This window comes from Pseudanabaena sp. PCC 6802 (genome assembly GCF_000332175.1).
GTDB lineage: Bacteria > Cyanobacteriota > Cyanobacteriia > Pseudanabaenales > Pseudanabaenaceae > PCC-6802.
Genome location: NZ_KB235914.1, coordinates 3,215,434 through 3,237,564, shown reverse-complemented (window position 1 = coordinate 3,237,564; position 22,131 = coordinate 3,215,434). Strand labels below are relative to the sequence as shown.

Genomic DNA, 22,131 nt, shown 5'->3' with positions numbered 1-22,131 from the left:
GGATCGCGGATCTTAAGCTTTAGGTTGGTTTGCTATCGCTTTCCTCTGAATTAGCTTGCATCTCATTTTGCTATGACACTCAAAGAACTAGAGCCTCAATTACTGGCGCTCTCAGACAATGAAAAAGCTCAAGTCATTCAACTTCTGTCGCAAGGGAAATTCTTCCAAGGTCGAGGAATTGAGAAAACACCGGGTGTATGTGGAGGTAGTGCCTGCATTGCTGGAACTCGTATCACTGTTTGGGGATTGGTGGAAGCTTATCGTATTGGTTATAGCGAAGCCGATTTACTCAGGAGCTATCCACCGCTTTCCGCTACTGATATTGCTAATGCTTGGGCATATGCTAAGGCATTCGCAGATGAAATCGAAGCAGAGATCTTAGCCAATAACAAAATTATGGATGAGGCTCATTAGCATTGCTTGTACAAACGATCGCGATTGGGAAGGATTAGCCCAACGAATTCATGCTGCAATTATTACTGAGGAAGGTTTGCAAGGTAAGTTAATTCGTATTATAAAACCTGCTCAGTAGTTGTTTGACAGATCGCTGGAGAGATCGCAACTCCGTGAAGTTACTGAATGTTGTGATGGCGATCGCTGGCTGTTGCGATAAAAGTCTTTAGTATAAGTTACAGTTGTTACGATAAGGCGATCTTCATGAATAGTAAACACAAGCGTTCGCGGTTGCTCAGTTGGCGCTATGCTGGGATTGGCATTAGCTCTACGTTCTTATTGGCCTTAGCTGGCTGTAACTCTATTCCATTTGCGATCGGCACGCCATCCCCCAGCCCAGTGGCTTCTGCATCTCCATCACCTACAAATGGAACTCCATCCCCATCCCCATCTTCATCACCTACAAATGAGACCCCATCCCCATCCCCATCTCCATCACCTACAAATGGGACTCCATCTCCATCTCCATCACCAACCAGCGATGACTCGCAGAGAGAATTGGATACCAATACGTCTCCGAGGCAAGAATCGGTTAGACTGAGGCAAGCACGAGCCAGACACTTTACTGGCAGTCTCAATCGATTATCTCAGCGCTATTTTATCCAAAACGAGCGCTTTACTGGCGACCTCGATCGGTTATTAAGAGAAATTGGGGGCAAGCCTAATAGCGAAAACTATGACTTTGGCCTCACAATCGTTGATGAGAAAAGAGCAGTCCAAACCATTGTGGTTGCCAAGCGCGATGGGCTAAAGAGCTATACGGGGCTGGCTTATGTGACTGATGGATCGCAAACAAGGTCGATCGTTTGCGAGAGTGATCGCGAGACTCGGGAAAGACCAGCCGCCCCTGAAATTGCTAATAACGAAGCTAAATGTCCTTCGGGATATACGCAGCTCAATTCGAGAAAGTCGTACCAATCCAGATTTTAGATTTTGAGGAGCTTAGGGTGCGATCGCAAACTGCTTGCGCACTGGCTGAATGTTAGGATTATCGTCTACAGAAAGTACAACCTCATAGGTTCCAGTCGGCCATCCTTTATTTGGGATAGTCAGGGATGAAAATGCAACATTGGTTTTGGGATCTGTAATCTCAAAGGTGGCGGTGTCAATGTCAATTTCCTTACCAACAGATCCTTCCAGTAGTCTCCAGCTAAATTTCAACTTACTACCGACTGTTAAAGGAGTAAATGTAGTAGTAACAAATATTTTGGGCGTATCAGTTTTAAAGTTTGGATTATCGCCAGGGCACTGGTCATTTGTTGGCGCATCGCACATTTTGATGTTCTCAAAGGTAGCATTGACTGAGGCTGGGTTTGAGTTAGTAGGACTATTAGAACTGGTAGAAGTATTGGAGGTGCTAGGGTTATTGGAGTTAGTAGGATTGTTGTTGGGATTGCTGGAACTGTTTGTGTTAGCGCCAGCAACGGTAAACTGTTTGCGAATTGGTTGCGAGTTATTTGTATCCAGCGAAAGTACGACTTCGTAGGTGCCCGCCAGCCACCCGTTATTGGGGGCAGACAGAGAAGAAATTACAAAAGTCGTATCTGATTTCGTTTCAAAGGTAACGCTATCAATATCAGTTGCTTTACCCGCTTCGCCTTCCAGATATTTCCAAGCAGCTTTCACCTTGGTTCCAGCAGGAGCAAACTTGAGGTCAGCGGTCACGAACAGCTTGGGGGTATTCTTCTCAAATTTTGTCGTATCGCTTTCGCATGGCTTACCCTCTGCAACAGCCGTACACATTTTGGCATTCTCAAGCGCAGCCGTTGATATATTAAAACTACATCCCGAAACCGCAAAAGCTCCCAAAACTAGTGAAGTAAAAGCTCCTAAGAATTTACGATTGACTTGTTTTCTTAAAATCCCTTGCATGGGCGATCGCCTCTTCATTTTAATTAACTGGGTAAATTGCCTTTTAAATATCTATAAATTATAGAAACAATAATACCGCAGATTTCTCTTCTCATCAACCTTGGTATTGCTCGCTCCGATGCTTAGGATTCATTACTCATTTACTGACTTATAGCGGTTTTCATTTGAGAACGGGTTTTATTTTTGGGGTGAAGGGGTGAAACCCCTTCTTGGGGGCGTTGCCCCAAACCCCCTACTCTTTCCGATCTGAAAACCGCTATACGTAGAGGATCGAAGACTGAAGATGCTGGATTCGATCCCCCAACCCCCTTAAAAAGGGGGCTTGCAAACCTCGATTTTGAAGAATTTGTACTACCAGTTATAGATATCTTCAGAATTAGCATTTAAGTAGGGGCGCTCGATCGCGATGCCTAACGTGAAGAAACTGGCAAAGATTGCCTCCAGACGATCTTCGGGGAGATTTTTGCCTGCCAGCCATGCCTTGAGCAAGCCGTTTGCCACGATTTGACAGCGATTTGTGCCGAAACTTTCTTGCTCGGTGAATTTGAGATCGGGTTCTTCAGCTACAGCAAGACCGGGAGCGAGTTGCTTGGTAAACAAGGGTATTTCTGGTCGGAAATATATCTGGGTTTCAGCATAGAGTGCCTGGAGAGCCTCGCGTACCTGCGGATAAAAGCTTTTCTCAAAGTACAGCACGCCAGAGTCGTAGCGATCGTAGTTTGAGGGATTGTAGAGAACCTTAAATGAGAAAGGTAAGTTTATCGCATTAAGTCTCTGCGTGAGACTTGCCATGACGGCAACTGCACCTTCAGGGCTGAGGTGAAAGTAGATTCTTGCTGTGTCTTGAAGATTGCCTGAGCGATCGCCAGTGCGACTGCTTAGACCTGCATTGCCCACAGACATATAGAAGCCATTTTGTACCAAATTACGCGGCATGCGCAAAGAAAGGCGATCGCCTACAGAAGTAGATGGATTGAAAGGAGCGCTAATTTCGGATAAGTAGCGATCGTCATTAATATGTAGGGTCAGCCCTCCTTTTTCGACAGCCAGGCTTCCATCTTTCTCTTGACGCAACACTTGCCAGCCAGGGTCATCATAGCCCTTGCCGCAGTTACTCTCATGCAATTGATGATAGAATTTGAGATCCATACCTAAAAAGGTATTGTTCTCCAAATCCTGATGCAGCGATAAATTAACTGTATTGTCATCCTTATCGACATCTTTCCTGAAAGCAACTCGCATAGAAGCATTATAGTAAATTCCATAGAGAAATCTTTGCAGTTGCAAGCTTAGGTACTTATGTTGCAGTTCTAATGGAACTGACTGGAAACGCTGTATGGTATCTTCCGGAATTTCTAATGGTTTATAGTTTGGATGGGCAATGCGAAAGTCAGCACCGATCTCAATGTTAGAGGCAATATCATTGAGTGCCTCTAGTAAGCGATCCTGAGAAAGATCGGATAAACGTTCTAGGGGGGGATTGAGAAGCTGCATAAATTTAACTAGTATGAAAACAAACGCAATTAAGTAGATTTCTAATGGATAAAATTTTCTTAGGTGTAGGTTTTGCGGTTAATCTCCGGCTGGAACGATTAGATTTAGGCTAAACCTGCCCTTACGCCAAAAGCATATTTTTCTCATGGGAATCTCCTAAGCAGGAACGCAAAAGAGATGGGAAAGTTTAAAGGCTGCCTCGCCAAAAATAGTGGGAATTGACTGTTCGGGGCGACATAGCAAGCTTTTAGCAACCTGAAGCGTACAAATACCCGCATTGCCAAAAGTTTTCTGGTACTGAATAGCTGCTTGAATTTGTTCGATGAGCGATAGACCGGCGAATTGCACGATGCGCTTGAGGAAATCGGGACGGTACTCGATTAACTCGGGGAAGTGCTTGAGATAAGCTTCTGTAAATGCAGCAATAGAAGGCTGAAGTTTTTCTAGAGGGATCGTAGCCAGCCGCAGTGACTCCTCAATTGACATCGATTTACTGACTACCAGGCTACTCAACCAGAGCTGCAAATAACTGGCAATCAGAGCGCCCAAGTCCCAGGCCGGATCTCCCCAGGTAGAGCGTTCCCAGTCGATCGCTCGAACTATACTATGTTTGCCATTGCCTGAGATATCAACTAGATGGTAATTCCGATCCCAATCTAGATCGAGCAGGATATTGCTGAGCTTGAGATCGCTGTGGATAACGCAGCAGGACTTTGCCGTAGCGATCGCTTCGGAGATTGCTTTACTAAGACTATCGTAACGCTGATAAAGCACGAAAAATTTAATGGCATCGGCGGGAGCCTGTCCGAAAATCTCAGGACTGAGGCGATCGAGCGATCGCATGGCATAGGACGGCAGATCCGGGAAGCGATCTCCGCAATATTCAGTCATAAAATCTCGGTATTCCTGGCAATTGAAAGTAGCCCGATGGATCGATGCCAGGACTACGCCAGTAACCGTTGCAACCTCAGTTGGGTAAGATTTACCCTTGAGATAAAAATCCGATAGGTCGCGGTAGCTGTCCAGATAATTAAATGCAATTACGGAGTCTTGTTCGTTAAAGTGAACTAACTCAGATACCAGCGATCGCAGGTGATATAACCTTGGAACCTGTTCGAGCAACTTGTGAAATCGCCATTCGCGCAAAAATTCTCCCGCTCTTTTACCTGTTGGATTGACCCGCTCTTGCTTCACTAGAAGCTTGCGGCGATTGGGAAAACTCAACAGGAGATTGAAGTTTTTTGCGATTTTGGGTTCGATATGAGTTTGCTCGCGATCGGACTCTTCGCACAGACCCAGATCTCTTAAGTAATCAAATACATTTTGGGAGCTTAATGAAAATGTCATAGGTTAACCACACTCTTGGCGAAGCATTAAATTATCTGTATCCCGGCAAATCTAGCGATCGCTCCCGGTTGTTTTAACGGAAGCGTAAACAGAAGGATCTGCTGCCTGGCGCAACTGCTCGGATGGGAAGTAGGTATCGGTGACAATTTGGGGACAGCGCATGCAGGCTGCTTTGCCTTCTTGCTGCCACCAGCGACAACTGGGACGAATACTGCAAGGGGGTAATGTTTCAGTAACAGTTGTTATATTCTCGACAATGCGAGTGGCAAGGCGGCAATTAGTGCCGTCAAAGTGCTGGCAACCCTTACCAGCACAAGAAGCTGCAAACCGAAAGATCTCAGTAGGTGCTACGGGTTCGGCTAAGGCTAATAGCTCCTCTGTTACTGGTTGAGGTTTAATCAGATGAGCCAGGCGAGGTTCTTCGCTCGTTCCTACAATTACACCAAATACGACGCTGTCTTCCATCTCAGGGCGAGCGCTTGGGCATAGTGGTGATTTATTAATATTATTAGTTTCCATGATTGATATCGGCAGGATAACTTTGAGATAAATCTCAGAAAGCCACTAGCATTCAGCAGTGGCTTTCCAATCGCTTGAGAAATTAAGCCAGAGTAGTCAGATCGACAGGAGGCAGAGCAATAATGCCAATTGGGAAAGGATCTATTTTAATAGGCAATTTTACAGTTGCCAAACCTCCACGCGCATCAAGAGCGCGATTGACAGCAGACTTAATCAAGTCGCCTTCTTTATCATCAATCCCTGCTAGTAAGGAATCAGCTTCAGAAGGATACAGATTTGAAATTGAAATATTAGCCATTGAGATTCTCCTTGTGAGATTTATTTGGTTTCATCTATATCATCCACACTTAAATTAAGAAATTCAAGCTCATAATGCCTCTTTTTAAGACATAATTGTGGACATTTTGTCCAAAGCTTAATCAGTATCTAAGAGTGGATAGGAACCAGTGGGGATCGATACAGAATAGCGATCGTAAAAAATGGGAGCTATAGCGTTTTTCAATTGAGAACAGGTTTTATTGACGGGGTGAAGGGGTTCTACACAGCAGTGGCTCTAGCGGGGAACCCCCAAGATCGCCCTGCCTCCCCTTCTTGGGGGCAACGCCCCCAAACCCCCTTCTCGTTTTTATCTGAAAACCGCTATATACATCTCCCACCAAAATGAACCTGACTTACGGTCTGTGCAAATTGGTCAAAGACGCAAACGAGCTACTAAACTATAGTTGTGAAGGCAAGAATAGTTAAAATCAAAGTGGCGCACGTAGTATTAAGTCCTCCGTTGACGCGATCTAAATCCCTATCTGCAATATCTGTCAGATAACTTTCACAATCTAAGAACAGATCGGAACCAGCCGGAGACAGATTTGAAATTGAAATATTAGCCATTGGGAATCTCCTTGTTGACTATGAATAATACACACTGGTTATGCTTAGCATGGGGACGCTAAACATCCTCCATGCCTGCTCGAACTAGCACGCAGCTAGGCTTAGAAAAGCCAACTCACGAGTTTGTCGATACCCATGCGGATTGCAGTTCCAACGGCAAAACCGACAACGATTGGGCCGCCATAGATAAGAATATTGCCACCAGCAATATCTTCCATCTCCTCAACTGAAAGCATGTCAATACTTTCGTCACCTGTTGGTTGCAAGGTACTAATTGAAATATTAGCCATGAGTAATCTCCATGTAAGAAGTAGATTGTGCAGAACCAAAAAAACGCTTAAGTCTACAATTAGATACTAATCAATTGATTGAATAATTTCTAGTTCTCAATTTAAGCTTTCAAGACATATTTATTGCGATTTAGTCTAATAAAGATATAGCGCTTTTCAGATCGGAAAGAGTAGGGGGTTTGGGGGCGTTGCCCCCAAGAAGGGGTTCTACCCCTTCACCCCAAAAATAAAACCTGTTCTCAAGTGAAAACCGCTATAAGATAAAGTCAGATTTATCGATCGCAAAGCCGTCAACTGAATTCGGTTAGCTATGAAGAATGCGATCGCCATAAGTAGAATAGCGATCGCAAAAACCTATGAACATCCATCTCGTACTAACTAATCATCAAGTTGCTACAGAATAGCAATTGCTCTCTATTGTTAGCTATAGCACTACATTCGTTGTCGGTAATGGAGTAGGAGTTATTAGTCCAGGAGTAAAAGGAGTGACAGGAACGCAAAGCGGTGAGAATTTTGTTGTTGGAAATTCCTGAGTTATAGGCACTGGCACCAAACCGCCATTGATAATAGCAGAAGAGCTTTCCGATATTTCACACATAAAGTTCTCGTCATCAGAAAATAGATCTAAACCAGTTGAGTGCAAGCTAGTAATGTCTATGTTAGCCATTTGAATTCTCCATTTAAGTAATAGTTGACATGGAAACAAGCAATGATGCTATCTCCATACTTGCATTCTAAAAAATGTCATTATTCGTGTAAATTAGTTCCAAAATCTATATGAGAAATAATCAAGACAATAATGTCACACTGACATTTAGCAACATTTCAGGACGTTAGCCTTATGGCTTTGTAATTCAAAAATGGTTGGAAATTGAAACTTTAACTATGAGAGTTTTTCTTTTAAATGCTATGCACATAACTAGTATTTTCTACAACTAACGCCACTACAATTTGATCGCAGGTGGGGGTGATTTATCGCGTCACTATTGACGAAAATGTAAGAGTAACTAGAGTATGAGTAATAGTAGTCGAAGTCAAAAATCCACCATCGATTAGTTCTATATCGCGATCGCTAAGATCGGTCATGTAATCTAAGAATAGATCGGAACCAACTGGAGATAGGTTTAAAATTGAAATTTTAGACATAGAAATTTCCTTTTATTAGTTTTGAGTGTTACTACTATTCTCAGCGGTTGAATAAACGGATTCAATCCCTTGGAATTCTTATTTAAGACATAATTGTAAAATATTAGTCTGAGTTATTGACTGTCCAGTCAATAACTCAGCGATCGCCCAAGGTTTGGGAACAAGATAGAGATGAGTATAGTAGCGATTACAAAAAAGGAAATGGGAGTTTGACAACTCCCATTTATCCATTGCTATAAAGGAAGAAGTCCGATTGTTACTGTAGAAAAACTTGAAATCACCATGAAAGGAGTCCAGAGTCCACCACTTACATGACCCAATTCGCTGTCAGTAACATCAGCCATATAATTTTCTGGATCGGAGAACAAATCGGAGCCAGCATGGTTCAGATTTGCAACTACAATATTCGACATGATAAATCTCCTTTTGAGAATAAATTACTAAGGAGATAAGCAATATTGTTTATCTCCTTAACAGCGTTTTAAAACTATCAATATTGCCAAAGAGTGCAATAAGCTAGTCGTGCTCTAAAAGCAGGGCACAAGCAATTGCAAATACAATAAGAACCCATCCCCCACTTAGGTTAAGTTCGGCATCAGATAAATCTGCTAGATGTAACTCTGAGTTCCTTGATAGATCGGAAATAGAAATATTAGACATGAGAAATCTCCATTTAGGATTAAGTTTACTTCGGAATAAACAGAATGCTCAACTCCGTAATTGTATAATACTTAATTGGAATATCTTCGCAAAGATATTGGAGCTGATTTATTGGATATAAGCAAGATGATAAAGTCTGAAAGATCGCTTACAAGTGCTATTGCATGTCGAGAAAGCACCAATTCTGCTCGCAAGGTTGAGAAATACCCCACAATCAATTACATATAAGTGTCTGGGCACTCAAAAAAAGAGCTACGATATTCCCTTACTAAGGATATCGTAACTCCAGACACTTGTTTGTTGATTGAAAAGCTTTAATTACTGATGTTACGCGGAATCCTTATCTCCTTTAACCTGTACGCACCTTATTATACATAAGGGTCGCAGGGGCGTAGCCCCCGCTCTGGTTTTATTCCCCTCTCCCTGAGGGAGAGGGGCTAGGGGTGAGGGTTTCAGAATCTTCCGCGTAAGGTGAGTTAATTAATTAAAGAACCACAAAATTTTCAACCAAACAGCCAATCGTATAAGGCTGCAGCTCCGAAAGCAACTGCCATTCCACATGGTTCAGAAGAGGCAGCAAGAACGGGTGTGATTCCTCCTTGAGCATTGAGTTCTGTATCAGATAAATCCCTCATATAGCTCTCAGAGTCAGAAAATAGATCGAAACCAGCAAGTTTCAGATCGGAAATTGCGATGTTAGCCATTAGAATTAATCTCCATAGTTTACTTGAGTTTGAATTGTGAACCTGTAGCTCACATAATTCATTTCTATTCCATTTAATCAGGTAGATCAAGCTCGAATAGGTTTTTTGATGGACATGACTCAAGTAGTTATGTCTTGAATAGATCTTAAAGTAAATATTAGCAATCGAGCCGATCGATCTTCCTAAACTTGAAATTTGTCGAAGCTGCGAGGATATAGCGTTTTTCAATTGAGAACAGGTTTTATTGACGGGGTGAAGGGGTTCCACACGGCAGTGGCTCTAGCGGGAAACCCCCAAGACCGCCCTGCTTCCCCTTCTTGGGGGCAACGCCCCCAAACCTCCTTCTCGTTTTCATCTGAAAACTGCTATATCAAGCATAAACTTAGCCTCCGCGCGCAGAATTTGATAGAGCTTCACCTATAGATCGAATTATATTATCTATTGCATCTTGCAAAGATAAACCACCAGTAACACTAGAGAGCTTGTCCTCAGGGATTTCGGACATAAAATTCTCTTCATTGGCAAATAGTGCGCTACTGCTAGATTGCAGATTAGAAATTGAAATACTAGCCATTGTGAACCTCTTTGTAAATGTAAGTCAATGACGGAGCAAACAATATTGTTTGCCAGGTGAGACTATATTAGTGAAGCTGGGCTATACCATAGGAGCAGCAACCTTTGCAACTCCCCCAATACCCCTACCAATACCCCTGAATAGCCTTCCGAAAAACCCTCCTTTCAGACTAAGCTCTTTGCAAGATAAATCTACTAAACTAGTCTCGGAGTTGCGAGATAGATCGGAAATTAAAATATTTGACATTTGGAACCTCTATTCAGGAATATAAAAAATCTAATGAGCCTAGTCACTAAGAATTGTATAAGCACAGGTAACCGAAGAGAAAGTAGCAGAAGTGGCAAGATTAAAAGGTGCCCAGAATCCACTACTAACATGTCCTAAATCGCGATCGCTGACATCAGTCGTATAGTTTCGCTATCCACATGCGGACTGTCTCCAGCAAATGAAAAATCAGTATGATGCCAGTGAAGCTTCAGTCAGATTCACTCTATAATTGCTGTGGAGTTGTAGTCTCCAGTGGTAAGAGTAACAGGAGGAATTGTATCGGGAGGAATTGCCGATCCACCGCCAGCAACGTGCCCTAAATCGCGATCGCTGACATCATTCATATAACTTTCGCTATCTACAAATAGATCGCTGCCAGCAGGCGATAGGTTGGGAATTGATATATTTGCCATATAAATTTTCCTTATTAGGCTCTAGTAGTTATAACAATTGGCGATGTTGGAATCGGTTCTGGAAATGGACCTGGCTCAGGTGGTGTTTTGACTGGCGGAGTAAACTTCCCGCCAAATACCATTGCGAGATCGCTCTCTGATATTTCAGACATAAAGTTCTCGTTACCAGAAAACAAATCCGAACCATTTGAAGACAAGTTAGGAATCAAAAGATTAGACATCGAATTTCTCCTTAAGGAAATTATGTTTGCACTAAGCATGAATTTGCTTACATTTAAAACTGGTAGTCCTAAAGAAGTAAGGATATTTGAAAATTGGGGGTTTGGGGGCTTGCCCCCAAGTAGGGGCGCAGCCCCTACAACCCCGTTCTCGTCATTACTTCTATACCACTACCTTAAAACTTTGTGATGAGATTCTAAAAGTTAGCATTTCAGCAATAATATTACGTGACAGAATCGCCAGGATGTTGTCTTTTCTCACCACGATCGTCATCAAACATCAAATAGCGATCGTGCATTCTGCACTTATCTAGTACAACCTTATACCTCGACAAAGCTCAGGTCATCCTATTAAGGCGCAGGGTCGTTAAAGCCACCAGCAAGAGCCCTAAGAATCGCTTCCCAAAGTCCGCCATTAATGGCAGATGCTTCATCCGGACTGCATTCGACGAATAGCGTAGAATCTTGATTCGCGACCAAATCGGAAATATTGATATTAGACATTTTCTGTCTCCTTAAAATTAATGTGTTTGAACTAAAAAGAAGGTTTACTTCTTTAACTTTCATGTTCTAATATGAGAATATTACCGTCAATACTTCTAAGTTTATTTATCAGACAAATTTGTCAAATTATTGTCCTCGAATTGTTAAAAGGATATGAGAGATTAATCTTTAAATAAGAAAATAGATAGAGATCGCAAATAAAAAAGAAGTTGTAACTTTCTCTGAGTCCAATGTTACTACTATTGATTTTTCCTAAGTGGCTACCGACAACCTCAGTAATATAACTTTCAGTATCAACAGGTATTAAATTGAAGCTATTTGAATATAGATTAGGGATGGAGATAGTAACCATTTGTATTATCCTTGTTAGACTTTATATATGACTGAATCACTAGAATATAGTCTTTGAATCTTTCTGCGATGGGGTCTTCTACTACTTATAGCTGTATGCATATCTATTAAGACAGGGGTGAGTGGGGCGCAGGCCCCACACAAGGGAGGCACCCCTGCACTTCATCACAAACGCGTTGAATACAGCTACATTAGAAGATTATTTCATCGAGCTAGGAAGGCAAGGTCGCTATTTCAAGGGATACAGCCTCTCTAAAGCTGATGTATCTTAATCATTATCAAGAGCGTTACCCTTAAAATTCGTCGAGGTACCGACCAAGATCGTAACCAAAATAGGCACCCGCTGCTCCCCCAAGAACTCCGCCACCAATAGCGCCCGCCGTAGCTCCAACAGCACCCAAGATCTCTGCCCAAAATCCGCCTTCAATAATAGATGCTTCGTCTGGACTACACTCTGCCAATAGCTTAAAATCTTGATTTACGTCGAGATCGGAAATATTGATATTAGACATTTTCTGTCTCCTTAAATTAATGTGTTTGAGCTAAAAAGAAGGGCTACTTCTTTAACTTATATGTTCTAATATGAGAATATTGCCGTCAATACTTCTAAGTTTATTTATCAGACCGATTTGCCTGATTATTGTCCTTGAATTGGTAATGGATATGAGAGATTAATCTTTAAACAAGGAAATGGATAGCGCTCGCAAATAAAAAAGGAGTCGTAACTTTCTCAGAGACAAGTATTACTACTCCTGTAAGTCCTTTTTAGGCATAGAGCTTTTCAAATGCAAGCTTTATATCAGGTATCGTAACCTTTGCAGGATGTATGGTAGGCACGCGACCACCATTAATTTTCCCTAAACTAGCGCTGCATTCATCAGTAATGTAGTTTCCACTGCCAAAAGGATTTAATTCAGAACCATTTGAGTATAGATTAGGGATCGAGATATTAGCCATTTGAATTCTCCCTAATAGGCTTTTGTAGTTATTACAATTGGCGGCGTTGGAATTGGTTCTGGAAATGGAACTGGCTCAGGTGGTGTTTTGACTGGTGGTGTATACTTTCCGCCAAATACCATTGCAAGATCGCTCTCTGATATTTCAGACATAAAGTTCTCGCTACCAGAAAACAAGTCAGAGCCGTTTGAGCATAAATTGGAAATCGCAAGATTAGCCATTGAATTTCTCCTTGAGGAACTAGTTTAATTGATTTAAGGGACTTGCTTGAAAATAAGATGCCCGCGATGCACTACGACTATCGCCTAACACATCCTAGAGAGTGCTCTTATTTTTGTATAAATTAAGTTCCGAAGTACGTATTTACGCTGTTTCAGAGGCTCAATACACAAAGTTCCGATTTAGATCCCGTCCTACGGTGGGAACATTATTTAACCGCGCCTCCCTAACCGCAAGTTAGTGTATGTCTTATATTCTGAAATGAGGTTTTAAAAGTCAATATCTCAGCAACCACTTATGTGACAGAATCACTAGAATATTGTCTTTAAATCTAAGAAGCCATTTAGGAAGTAAAAGGCGCACCAAAAGCAGGTATAAATACTGATGAAGTCTAGTATAAACCTGAAGAGATGCGCCGATCCTATAATACCGATTTATCCAACCAAGAATGGGAAATTATCGCACCCATGCTACCCAAACCATCAAAATGGGGTAGGCCACCCAAAACAAATATGCGAGAGTTACTGAATGCCATTTTCTATATACTCAAAAATGGTTGTACATGGCAGAATCTACCCCATGACTTTCCGCCTTACTCAACGGTCTATTTCTACTGGCAAAGGTGGGAAAGAACTGGGCTACTGGAGGAGATTAATCGCAAATTGAGCCAACAATTTAGGGAAAAGGTTAGTAAAGAGGCGACCCCAAGCTTGGTGAGTATCGATAGCCAGAGTGTGAAGACAACAGAAAGTGCGGGCAGTCGAGGTTTTGATGGCGGTAAGCAAATCAAGGGCAGAAAACGCTTCGCTATGGTTGACACCTTGGGCTTAGTTGTAAAGGTGTTGGTGTGTGCAGCTAACATCGGTGAAAGAGCAGGAGCTAAGCAGTTGTTACAGAATCTCACATCTCCATTACCACGATTAGAGAAAATTCTGGTTGATGCTGGATTCTCTGGTGATGAAATCACACAATGGGTCAACGACAACTTCGGATGGCTTTGGGAAGTTAGCAAACGGGCAGACAATCAGAAAGGTTTTGTAGTGGAGTCAAAGCGTTGGGTGGTAGAGCGAACCTTTGCTTGGTTAGGTAATTGTCGTAGACTAAGCAAGGATTATGAATTTTATGAGCAAATGTCTGAATCGTTTATTTACTTGGCTTTAATCCGCAAAATGCTAAGAAATCTGGCAACTGCGACTTCCTAAATGGGTTCTAAGAGGATGTTTGAAAAGTTTTTATGACTACCTTGTCACCTTAGAGATCCCCTTAAATCTCCCTTATCAAGGGGGGCTAGGGGGGATCGAGCGCAAGGATTTTGACTTTTAAAACAGCCTCTAAGCTAAAAAATGCTTCCACTTGAGGGAAGCATTAAATATTTGGGATTAGTTTGTAGAGTTTTTGTGCGGATTAAATTCTGTAAGCTACTTTAGCAATGCTTTGAAATTTGACAACCGGGCTAATAGAAACTACTGGAGTACCTGGGGAGAATGGAGTAAGTTCCTGGTTGCTTTCTAACAAGCCTCCGCTAACATTGCTAAATTCTTGCTCGTTCAAGTCAGTCATAAAGCTTTCGTCATCAGTAAATAATTCGGAGCCAGTTGGGATTAGGTTTGGAATTGAAATATTAGACATATGAGGTCTCCTAGAGAATTAGTTTTAGCTGGAATTTATTAACAACCTTGTTTTATATTCCAAAATGAGATCTTCAATGTCAACACAGAGATCGCTAATTAATAGACAGAATCACTGGAATATTGTCTTTTAATTTATAGGACTTACGCAAGCAGAGATTTCATGTACTAGCGATATCCTAGCTTTTCTTTTGTGCGGCTGCCAGTGCAGTCTCGATCGCTCGTTCTTTTTGCGGATCGATACCCTGCGCGTAGGGTAAAGGAAACGGAACCTCAATATCTGGCTGCACGCCCTTCCCTTCCAGTCTCACGTTTCCGTTTATCAGTACGTCAGTTACTGCTACATACAGCAAATCTCCATTCGCCATCAAAAAGGGGAATCCTCCCACAACTGCGCCTGCTGTTCTGGTGCCAACCACAGTGCCAAGTCGATTCTGCTGAAGTCCATACGCCAGAATTTCCTTGGCGCTGCGACTGTTCTCATTGACCAACATGACAACAGGCTTATGCCATTGCGCGTGAATCGTCGATCGCTTGCCATCTCGTAAAATGCTGGTCAGGTTTAAGCGATCGCTGCCATAGATATTCAATGCCGTAATTGGCGCTCCACCCCAACCCTCGCGCAGATCTAATACTAAGGCATCTGCATCCTTGATCTGACCGTAAATCAGGTCTTCTTCTAGTTGGCTCTGATATTGCTCTCCAGCATAGGACCAGATATGAGTGTATCCAATTGCTTTCCCAGATCGCTTGATAATCTGAGTGCTGGCTCTTTGTGCCTCCAGGAACATCTTAGTCGTATCGAACATTCGAGGTGTAACCTGAATTGTTTGCAAACTATTGGATGCTGCTGAACGCTGAATCTGTAGGTTGACAGTCTGACCCGCTTTGCCTGAGAACGATTGAGTGGGATGGAAAGGTTGCCCGTCCACACTGAGCAATCGATCTCCGACTAATAGATTTGCTTGCATGGCCGGACTGCCATCCAGGATGGCTCTGACAAAGATTTTGCCATCCAAATTGTGAGTGAATATACCAATGTCGCTGTACTCGATCTTGCCTTTGGGAAAGAAAGGTTGCAGTTGCTTGCGCAAATCTGGAATGCGGGGTTGAAAGATGCCTAAAACCTGATAGTAGGCTGGTTCGTCAGGTGTATAGAGTCGCGTGTGCGATGTCTTTAACTCGGAAAGCATCTGGTTAATCGCGATCGCGGGTGCTTCCTTCGATCGCGCTTCAACTACTCGCGATCGATATTGTCCCCGCAGAGCCTGCCAATCCACGCCGTTAAAGTTGGAATCGTAAAAGCGACTGTTTACTGTCTCCCAAACTTGCTCGAATAGGGCAGTAGCTGGTTGATTACTGCTGAATACCGGAGCGATCGACCAGTACAACAGTCCAAGCAATATGCTGGCGATCGCGACAAAAAAGTATCGGTGCTTGATGGTGGTAGGAAGCTTTAATCGCGGCATTTGAATCCCTTGCTAGCTAGACAACTAGATTGCTCGCCCTCCTTACCACCTCAACGAGAAAATTCAGGTGTGGTAGAGACTGAGGAAACAAGGAACTTACCGCGTGGCACCTACTACCTGAGCATCCGCTCGATCTGATTCCGTGGAGGTGCCAGCAATCCCCTGCAAGGTCAAAACCGAGCAAGGAGCGTGGTGAAGCACGTAGTTGCTAACACTGCCTAGTAGAAGTTCGCTTAGTCCTTTATGTCCTCGTCGCCCCACTACAATCAGCCCTGCTTCCCAACTGCGAGCGATATTGCAAATATTTTTGCCAGGATCGCCGGTGGGCTGTCTAAATTCTACAGTTACACCTAGCTCTCTGGCTTGACTGGCTAGCGATCGCAAAATATCGAGTCCTTGTTGCTCGAATTCCTGCCACTGCTGCTTGTAACTTTCGATCGCTTCTTCATAAAGAGAAGGGTAAACATCTGCGGCACCAGGGAAGATCAGTGTGGGATAACCCTCATCGAGTGGAGATATAACGTGCAAGAGCATCAGCTCGGCATTGTTGAGCTTTGCCAAAGATAAAGCCGTCTCGAAGACTTGCTTGCTGCATTCCGAAGCGTCTATGGCAGCCAGAATTTTGTTAAACATACAACCTCCCTCAAATTCACTGAGAGTTGAAATGCGGAAGCTCGATCGCTTTAGGGTTGTTAGGGTTATATAGACCTCATGTGCAAAAGGCAACCCCTACACTATTGAGTATGACACGTTTATCGGTCAAATAAATCTAAACGAGATATTTTTTAATCCATAGGTATAGCGGTTTTCAATTGAGAACAGGTTTTATTGACGGGGTGAAGGGGTTCCACACGGCAGTGGCTCTAGCGGGGAACCCCCAAGACCGCCCTGCCTCCCCTTCTTGGTGGCAACGCCCCCAAACCCCCTTCTCGTTTTCATCTGAAACCCGCTATACGAGTAAATCCGAACTAAGCTCTAAGAACTTCATTTTGTCTCTTCCAGAAATCTGTTATAGCGGTTTTCAATCAATCTCAACCGCAAATGCTTCGATCTTTTGCCAGATCGTATCCAAGACATTAACCAAACCGTGGTCGCTATCTAGCAGTTCTAGGGTGACATGGGGATGCAAAGCCGCAAAATCCTGACTGACGCTAACTGGTACGACCTCATCGTTAACGCCATGCAAGATCGAAATTGGTAATTCGCGCTGCAAAAGTGTTTCGCTGTGAGTTTGCGCGTCTGCAAAGAATTCATAATGCAGCGGCACGACTTGTTTGAGTCCATAGTGATAGAAATCCGCGCTACCATTAGCTTGCCAGCGCTCGATCTCCTCCGCGCCTAAATTAGCGACTAAACGTTCGTGAAAGCCGAAAGCAGGTGCTAATAACACTAAGCGTTCGACTTCAGGCATCTTACTTGCCATTAGACCAGCCAACAAACCACCCAAGCTAGAGCCAATTACAATTAGTCGTTTGTCGGCGAAGCGATCGCGCAAATAATTTAGTTGCTTTGTCAGGGTGACGCTTGAAAAATCGCTCAGATTCAGATCGGGTACGTGTAGGGTGATGCCACATTCTGCGAAGCGCGATCGTAAAAATTGTGCCTTTGTAGATTGAGTGCCAGACGCAAAGCCATGGAGATAGAGATAAGTAATTGCAGAGTTTATTTCAGTCAACGCCAGAACCCAGGGGTATAAAAATTTGATGCAGAATCAAATTAATTATTATGGGATAAATTGCAATATCATGCTAGTCCCAAGATCGAACTAAGAGGCTTGCATGAAAATAAGATACCCGGACGAAATATCCCGATCGAATAAGTAGCATACTATGGGATTTTTGCTTAAATTTTCCCCCTAGATCGGCAACAAAAATTATTAAAAACTATAGCGTTGCAAAATCTTGTTGAGAAGGGATTCAGAGACGTAAACCTTTACTAGTGGAATAGTACATTTCAAACTAGCTCGCCTGTGTCTATAAATTTATTCACATGCTTTTACTTTTTTTAATGAGATTTTTCTCTCGATCGTAAAAGAATGAGATTTTTAATTAAGAAATCTGGAAGTAATTCTTTAATTGTGAAATCGAACAGATATTCTTAGGAAATATCGAAAATCAATAGCCTTCTTATCATTTTATTTGCAGATGTCAACTGGTTTTTCCTTGCCATTTGTTTGGAGGTCTGGCTTTAGACCGTAACACCAGCATGATGATTTGATATTGGTGAGTTTGATATGGGTAATGTCAGGCGTTTTATCAACTTGCCTAGGGTTCTCGTACATTTTGACAATTACCTGCGCTGCGCTGGCAAACTTTGGCTGACATCAGTATCTAGGAGCAAAATGAGCTATTGCAATTCAGAACACTCTAAGTACACCTACAAAAATTAAAAGAGTCCAAATATGGAACTACAATTACAACTCAGGCTCAACGCATCAAGCACGTTCTTCACGGCTGGTGGCTTTAGCTTCGATGGGATCTCGCCAGCAAACTATGCGATCTTCCGTGGGGAAAGTAACTTGGGTCCGATCACTGGCGAAGGTGTGAGCCAAACTACGCCGACAGGCAGAACAGGATCGCTTCCAGATGGTACCCCTGGAGCGGAGTTGACATTGGTGGGACACTTTGCATCGACGCGCTTCGAGAAAACCGGAGACTTACTCTTAGAAAGAGGCTTTCCTGGTGCCTTTACCGCATATGCAGATCCCCTTACCGGGATCTTCCACGAGGAAGGCGTTGCTACCATCATTGGAGGAACCGGTCGTTTTAAAGGAGCCACTGGAACCGATCGCCTCGTTCAAGATGGGCAAGTTGTGGTAGCCACTGGTAACCCACCTGGCAGTCAAGGTGCCATTGGCTTTTCTCAGGGCACATTTATAATAGACATTACTCTACCAAATGCCACAGCGGATGACGTTGCCTTTTTTAGGGGACCTTTCTTAGCGGTGTTAGATCCAAGTAGTTCGCCAAGCAGCTCGGCACAGCTTACGATGGATATCATAAGCTCTCCTGCTGATTCAATCCTGGCTGCTGGCTTCGTGTAGGTTCGCGCTTGGGAAGAATTAGAAGAATTATAAAGTTATGTTTAGAGTAGGGTGGGCAATGCCCACCCTACTCGTGCTTTGCGATCGCTAAAAGCTATTAGCTATAGAGGTTTTCAGATGAAAACGCGAAAGGGGTTTGGGGGCGTTGCCCCCAAGAAGGGATTCCACCTCTTCACCCCATAAACAAACCCTTTCTCAATTGAAAAGCGCTATAACATTTCAAATTGCTATAGACTTAATTGTTAAACTGTATTATCATCAAAGACTGTGAATTTTTTGAAACTCTCATGAACGCCCAGGCGATTATTCGTTCAGTTGAAGCCAAGCACCTCAAATCGGACATTCCCAAGATTTATGTTGGGGATACTGTCAAAGTGGGTGTCCGAATTCAAGAAGGCGGTAAAGAGCGTACTCAGCCCTACGAGGGCACAGTTATTGCCATGCACAATGGTGGCATAAGTTCCACCATTACCGTGCGCAAGGTGTTTCAAGGAGTTGGTGTAGAGCGAGTTTTTCTCGTGCATTCCCCTAAAATTGAAAGCATCAAGATTGTGCGTCGTGGCAGCGTGCGCCGTGCTAAGCTATATTACTTGCGCGATCGCGTTGGTAAGGCAACTCGCGTTAAACAACGGTTTGACCGCGCAATTTAGCATCAGTCCGGCTGTTTTCGCGCCGAAAACGTGCGTCCTTAGTTCAGTTGGTAGAACGCAGGTCTCCAAAACCTGATGTCGGGGGTTCGAGTCCTCCAGGGCGCGCTCCCCACTTTGAAGTTAAGCAAATTAAGCGCACGAGAGTTGCGGCCATGACTAAGAACGAAGTCAAAGATCTAAAAGATAAAGCTGATAAGTCTAAAGAAGTCTCAGATACCGAGCAAAAAGCTAGCTTTGCTGACTTTTTCAAGGATACTAAGGCTGAGTTAGATAAGGTTGTTTGGCCTTCGCGCCAGCAACTAATCAGCGAGTCGGCGGCTGTTTTACTCATGGTCGTAGCGGCAGCGACATTGATCTACTTGGTCGATGGTCTATTTGGTTGGGTCGCGTTACAGGTATTTCGATAATGTTTGCAGAAGATCGTACCTCAGAAGATGAGTTCAGTCTGTCTGAGGGAACTGACGGAGCGCATTGGTATGTCGTGCAGGTAGCTTCTGGTTGTGAAAAACGCGTAAAAGCTAATTTGGAGCAACGCATCAAAACGCTTGACGTGCAAGAAAAGTTCTTGCAGATAGAAATACCGCAAACGCCTACCATTAAGCTCAAAAAAGATGGCACCCGTCAAACCGCCCAGGAAAAGGTCTTCCCTGGGTATGTTCTCATCCGCATGTACATGGATGATGATGCATGGCAGGTGGTGAAAAATACACCGCACGTCATCAACTTTGTCGGCACCGAGCAGAAGCGTCACTATGGTCGCGGTCGCGGTCACGTTACTCCTCGTCCCATTGGCAATGCTGAGGCAGAGCGAATATTTCGCGTCACGGCAGAGCAAGAACCCGTGGTCAAATTTGATATGGCGGCTGGAGACAAGATTAAGGTTTTGTCCGGGCCATTCAAAGACTTTGAAGGTGAAGTAATTGAAGTTAGCCCAGAACGTAGTAAGCTCAAGGCTTTGCTCTCTATCTTCGGTAGGGATACGCCCGTTGAGTTGGAATTCAACCAGATCGAAAAGCTGAGTTAATCGCGCTAATTTTCGTAGATAAGTTAGGTATGTAATGGCAAAAAAAGTCGTAGCAATAATTAAGCTAGCGATTAATGCTGGCAAAGCCACCCCTGCGCCGCCAATTGGGCCTGCCCTCGGTCAGCATGGCGTGAATATCATGATGTTCTGCAAGGAATACAACGCTCGCACTGCCGATCAGGTCGGTACGATCGTCCCTGTAGAAATTTCTGTATTTGAAGATCGCAGTTTTTCCTTTGTACTGAAAACGCCTCCTGCGTCAGTACTGATTCAGAAAGCTGCTGGAATTGAACGCGGTTCTAGCGAGCCAAATCGCAAGAAAGTGGGATCGATCACCCGCAATCAGTTACGTGAAATTGCCCAAATTAAGTTGCCCGATCTGAATGCTAATGATGTGGAAGCAGCAATGAACATTATTGAAGGCACCGCCAAAAACATGGGCGTGACAATTACCGCTTGAGTAATTCTCAATCCAGGATAATGACAATCCGGGATGTAGAAAGATTGAATCGTCAAGATCGACACTGATTTTCAGTAATTCAAAGTTTATTGGGGGAGAGGTGCAACACTTCGCTATGACCCCGGAGGAAAACCAATGACCAAAAAGATATCAAAGCGCCTTAAAGCCGCGCAAAGCAAGGTAAGACCAGAGGCATATCAGCCATTGGATGCCCTGGAGCTGTTGAAGGAAACTGCAACAGCCAAGTTTCTAGAATCAGCCGAAGCACACGTTCGGCTCGGGATCGATCCCAAATATGCCGACCAGCAGTTGCGCACGACTGTGGCTTTGCCCAAAGGCACGGGGCAAACTATACGGGTGGCAGTGATTGCCCGTGGGGAAAAAGTTGCCGAGGCAACGGCAGCAGGTGCAGATATTGTGGGTTCGGAAGAGCTAATCGACGAAATTAGCAAGGGCATGCTGGACTTTGACCTGCTGATTGCGACTCCAGATGTGATGCCTCAGGTAGCGAAGTTGGGTAAATTGCTCGGGCCGAGAGGTTTAATGCCATCTCCTAAAGGTGGCACCGTGACGTTCGATCTAGCCACAGCGATCGCGGAGTTCAAAGGTGGTAAAATCGAGTTCCGCGCCGATCGCACGGGTATCGTGCATATTCTATTTGGCAAGACCAATTTTGAAGCGCAGGATCTGCTGGCTAACCTTAAAGCATTGCAAGAGACAATCGATCGCAACCGTCCTTCCGGCGCTAAGGGCAGGTACTGGCGATCGCTCTATGTCTCGGCTACAATGGGGCCGTCGATCGAAGTGGACATTAATGCCTTGCGCGATATGAAGCTTGGAGAAGCTGCATAGAAGTAAGAATCCAAAATTAAATAAAACCGCAGACAGCAGGTGTCAGAGCTAATTTAGCAAGACTTAATTTCCTGCCGAGGTAAATCTAAAATTAAGAGTCCTGGCTGCTGAGTTTTGAATGCAAATTCAAAT

31 protein-coding genes, 1 tRNA gene and 1 other annotated feature (1 of these 33 only partly in view) are annotated in these 22,131 nt (G+C 43.7%); of the genes, 10 read left to right on the top strand and 22 right to left on the bottom strand.

Annotation, left to right across the window (positions count from 1 at the left end):
• Positions 1 to 72 precede the first annotated feature (72 nt).
• On the top strand, positions 73 to 414 hold the full coding sequence (locus PSE6802_RS0120745) for a DUF433 domain-containing protein (RefSeq protein ID WP_019501959.1): 342 nt from the start codon (positions 73 to 75) through the stop codon (positions 412 to 414).
• A gap of 243 nt (positions 415 to 657) precedes the next feature.
• The gene (locus PSE6802_RS0120735; RefSeq protein ID WP_019501957.1) at positions 658 to 1,383 is read left to right on the top strand and encodes a type IV pilin-like G/H family protein; all 726 of its coding nucleotides are present in this window, start codon (positions 658 to 660) and stop codon (positions 1,381 to 1,383) included.
• A gap of 12 nt (positions 1,384 to 1,395) precedes the next feature.
• On the opposite strand, the gene PSE6802_RS0120730 is transcribed toward PSE6802_RS0120735, so the two are convergent.
• The 18 genes from PSE6802_RS0120730 to PSE6802_RS29845 all read right to left on the bottom strand — a co-directional run bounded on the left by PSE6802_RS0120730 (position 1,396) and on the right by PSE6802_RS29845 (position 12,875).
• Complete coding sequence (locus PSE6802_RS0120730; RefSeq protein ID WP_036945691.1) at positions 1,396 to 2,343, bottom strand: hypothetical protein; 948 nt, start codon at positions 2,341 to 2,343, stop codon at positions 1,396 to 1,398.
• A 333-nt stretch (positions 2,344 to 2,676) separates the two neighbouring features.
• Positions 2,677 to 3,819, bottom strand: coding sequence for a T3SS effector HopA1 family protein (locus tag PSE6802_RS0120725; RefSeq protein ID WP_019501955.1), 1,143 nt, complete (start codon positions 3,817 to 3,819; stop codon positions 2,677 to 2,679).
• 156 nt (positions 3,820 to 3,975) lie between these two features.
• Positions 3,976 to 5,166 (bottom strand): phosphotransferase family protein, encoded by a 1,191-nt coding sequence (locus tag PSE6802_RS0120720; RefSeq protein WP_019501954.1) that lies wholly within the window; start codon positions 5,164 to 5,166, stop codon positions 3,976 to 3,978.
• A gap of 51 nt (positions 5,167 to 5,217) precedes the next feature.
• Positions 5,218 to 5,685, bottom strand: coding sequence for a hypothetical protein (locus PSE6802_RS0120715; protein WP_019501953.1), 468 nt, complete (start codon positions 5,683 to 5,685; stop codon positions 5,218 to 5,220).
• Positions 5,686 to 5,767: 82 nt separating this feature from the next.
• A complete protein-coding gene (locus tag PSE6802_RS0120710) occupies positions 5,768 to 5,983 on the bottom strand; it encodes a hypothetical protein (protein ID WP_019501952.1) in 216 nt (71 codons plus the stop codon).
• A gap of 413 nt (positions 5,984 to 6,396) precedes the next feature.
• Positions 6,397 to 6,570, bottom strand: coding sequence for a hypothetical protein (locus PSE6802_RS34310; protein WP_019501951.1), 174 nt, complete (start codon positions 6,568 to 6,570; stop codon positions 6,397 to 6,399).
• A gap of 101 nt (positions 6,571 to 6,671) precedes the next feature.
• Positions 6,672 to 6,860, bottom strand: a complete 189-nt coding sequence (locus PSE6802_RS0120700) for a hypothetical protein (protein ID WP_019501950.1) — start codon at positions 6,858 to 6,860, stop codon at positions 6,672 to 6,674.
• Positions 6,861 to 7,284: 424 nt separating this feature from the next.
• Positions 7,285 to 7,527 carry a hypothetical protein gene (locus tag PSE6802_RS33745; RefSeq protein WP_156815608.1) on the bottom strand — a complete coding sequence of 81 codons (243 nt, stop codon included), beginning with the start codon at positions 7,525 to 7,527 and terminating at the stop codon, positions 7,285 to 7,287.
• 305 nt (positions 7,528 to 7,832) lie between these two features.
• Complete coding sequence (locus PSE6802_RS34305) at positions 7,833 to 8,006, bottom strand: hypothetical protein (protein WP_019501949.1); 174 nt, start codon at positions 8,004 to 8,006, stop codon at positions 7,833 to 7,835.
• Between the two features lie 233 nt (positions 8,007 to 8,239).
• A complete protein-coding gene (locus PSE6802_RS29860) occupies positions 8,240 to 8,419 on the bottom strand; it encodes a hypothetical protein (protein WP_019501948.1) in 180 nt (59 codons plus the stop codon).
• 750 nt (positions 8,420 to 9,169) lie between these two features.
• Positions 9,170 to 9,370, bottom strand: a complete 201-nt coding sequence (locus PSE6802_RS29855; RefSeq protein WP_019501947.1) for a hypothetical protein — start codon at positions 9,368 to 9,370, stop codon at positions 9,170 to 9,172.
• A gap of 382 nt (positions 9,371 to 9,752) precedes the next feature.
• Entirely contained in the window at positions 9,753 to 9,944 is a 192-nt protein-coding gene (locus PSE6802_RS0120680; RefSeq protein WP_019501946.1) for a hypothetical protein, read from the bottom strand.
• 485 nt (positions 9,945 to 10,429) lie between these two features.
• Positions 10,430 to 10,624: a hypothetical protein gene (locus PSE6802_RS29850; RefSeq protein WP_019501945.1), complete on the bottom strand. Its 195-nt coding sequence runs from the start codon at positions 10,622 to 10,624 to the stop codon at positions 10,430 to 10,432.
• 14 nt (positions 10,625 to 10,638) lie between these two features.
• The gene (locus PSE6802_RS0120670) at positions 10,639 to 10,845 is read right to left on the bottom strand and encodes a hypothetical protein (RefSeq protein WP_019501944.1); all 207 of its coding nucleotides are present in this window, start codon (positions 10,843 to 10,845) and stop codon (positions 10,639 to 10,641) included.
• A gap of 348 nt (positions 10,846 to 11,193) precedes the next feature.
• On the bottom strand, positions 11,194 to 11,346 hold the full coding sequence (locus PSE6802_RS33740) for a hypothetical protein (RefSeq protein ID WP_019501943.1): 153 nt from the start codon (positions 11,344 to 11,346) through the stop codon (positions 11,194 to 11,196).
• A gap of 644 nt (positions 11,347 to 11,990) precedes the next feature.
• Positions 11,991 to 12,209, bottom strand: coding sequence for a hypothetical protein (locus PSE6802_RS0120660; protein WP_019501942.1), 219 nt, complete (start codon positions 12,207 to 12,209; stop codon positions 11,991 to 11,993).
• Positions 12,210 to 12,462: 253 nt separating this feature from the next.
• Positions 12,463 to 12,654, bottom strand: coding sequence for a hypothetical protein (locus PSE6802_RS0120655; protein ID WP_019501941.1), 192 nt, complete (start codon positions 12,652 to 12,654; stop codon positions 12,463 to 12,465).
• A gap of 11 nt (positions 12,655 to 12,665) precedes the next feature.
• Positions 12,666 to 12,875, bottom strand: coding sequence for a hypothetical protein (locus tag PSE6802_RS29845; protein WP_019501940.1), 210 nt, complete (start codon positions 12,873 to 12,875; stop codon positions 12,666 to 12,668).
• Positions 12,876 to 13,283: 408 nt separating this feature from the next.
• Here PSE6802_RS29845 and PSE6802_RS0120645 point away from each other — a divergent pair, with 408 nt between their 5' ends.
• Positions 13,284 to 14,075 (top strand): IS5 family transposase, encoded by a 792-nt coding sequence (locus PSE6802_RS0120645; RefSeq protein ID WP_019498649.1) that lies wholly within the window; start codon positions 13,284 to 13,286, stop codon positions 14,073 to 14,075.
• A 202-nt stretch (positions 14,076 to 14,277) separates the two neighbouring features.
• On the opposite strand, the gene PSE6802_RS29840 is transcribed toward PSE6802_RS0120645, so the two are convergent.
• The 4 genes from PSE6802_RS29840 to PSE6802_RS0120625 form a co-directional block, all read right to left on the bottom strand.
• Positions 14,278 to 14,502 (bottom strand): hypothetical protein, encoded by a 225-nt coding sequence (locus PSE6802_RS29840; RefSeq protein ID WP_019501939.1) that lies wholly within the window; start codon positions 14,500 to 14,502, stop codon positions 14,278 to 14,280.
• Positions 14,503 to 14,680: 178 nt separating this feature from the next.
• Positions 14,681 to 15,970 carry a S41 family peptidase gene (locus tag PSE6802_RS0120635; protein ID WP_019501938.1) on the bottom strand — a complete coding sequence of 430 codons (1,290 nt, stop codon included), beginning with the start codon at positions 15,968 to 15,970 and terminating at the stop codon, positions 14,681 to 14,683.
• A gap of 96 nt (positions 15,971 to 16,066) precedes the next feature.
• On the bottom strand, positions 16,067 to 16,603 hold the full coding sequence (locus tag PSE6802_RS0120630; protein ID WP_019501937.1) for a universal stress protein: 537 nt from the start codon (positions 16,601 to 16,603) through the stop codon (positions 16,067 to 16,069).
• Between the two features lie 388 nt (positions 16,604 to 16,991).
• Positions 16,992 to 17,645: a YqiA/YcfP family alpha/beta fold hydrolase gene (locus tag PSE6802_RS0120625; protein WP_019501936.1), complete on the bottom strand. Its 654-nt coding sequence runs from the start codon at positions 17,643 to 17,645 to the stop codon at positions 16,992 to 16,994.
• Between the two features lie 726 nt (positions 17,646 to 18,371).
• Between PSE6802_RS0120625 and PSE6802_RS0120620 the strand changes: the two genes are divergently transcribed.
• From PSE6802_RS0120620 to rplA, 7 genes are all read left to right on the top strand, one after another.
• Entirely contained in the window at positions 18,372 to 19,013 is a 642-nt protein-coding gene (locus PSE6802_RS0120620; protein WP_019501935.1) for a hypothetical protein, read from the top strand.
• A 287-nt stretch (positions 19,014 to 19,300) separates the two neighbouring features.
• The gene (gene rplS, locus PSE6802_RS0120615; protein ID WP_026103444.1) at positions 19,301 to 19,663 is read left to right on the top strand and encodes a 50S ribosomal protein L19; all 363 of its coding nucleotides are present in this window, start codon (positions 19,301 to 19,303) and stop codon (positions 19,661 to 19,663) included.
• A 32-nt stretch (positions 19,664 to 19,695) separates the two neighbouring features.
• A tRNA-Trp gene (locus PSE6802_RS0120610) sits at positions 19,696 to 19,768 on the top strand.
• Positions 19,769 to 19,815: 47 nt separating this feature from the next.
• Positions 19,816 to 20,070, top strand: a complete 255-nt coding sequence (gene secE, locus PSE6802_RS0120605; RefSeq protein WP_026103443.1) for a preprotein translocase subunit SecE — start codon at positions 19,816 to 19,818, stop codon at positions 20,068 to 20,070.
• Positions 20,070 to 20,687 carry a transcription termination/antitermination protein NusG gene (gene nusG / locus PSE6802_RS0120600; protein WP_019501933.1) on the top strand — a complete coding sequence of 206 codons (618 nt, stop codon included), beginning with the start codon at positions 20,070 to 20,072 and terminating at the stop codon, positions 20,685 to 20,687. The genes secE and nusG overlap by 1 nt, the downstream gene beginning before the upstream one ends.
• Before the next feature lie 34 nt (positions 20,688 to 20,721).
• Positions 20,722 to 21,147 carry a 50S ribosomal protein L11 gene (rplK, locus tag PSE6802_RS0120595; RefSeq protein WP_019501932.1) on the top strand — a complete coding sequence of 142 codons (426 nt, stop codon included), beginning with the start codon at positions 20,722 to 20,724 and terminating at the stop codon, positions 21,145 to 21,147.
• Positions 21,148 to 21,282: 135 nt separating this feature from the next.
• Entirely contained in the window at positions 21,283 to 21,999 is a 717-nt protein-coding gene (rplA, locus tag PSE6802_RS0120590; protein WP_019501931.1) for a 50S ribosomal protein L1, read from the top strand.
• 8 nt (positions 22,000 to 22,007) lie between these two features.
• Positions 22,008 to 22,131, top strand: a sequence feature (ribosomal protein L10 leader region); it runs 68 nt beyond the window's last position.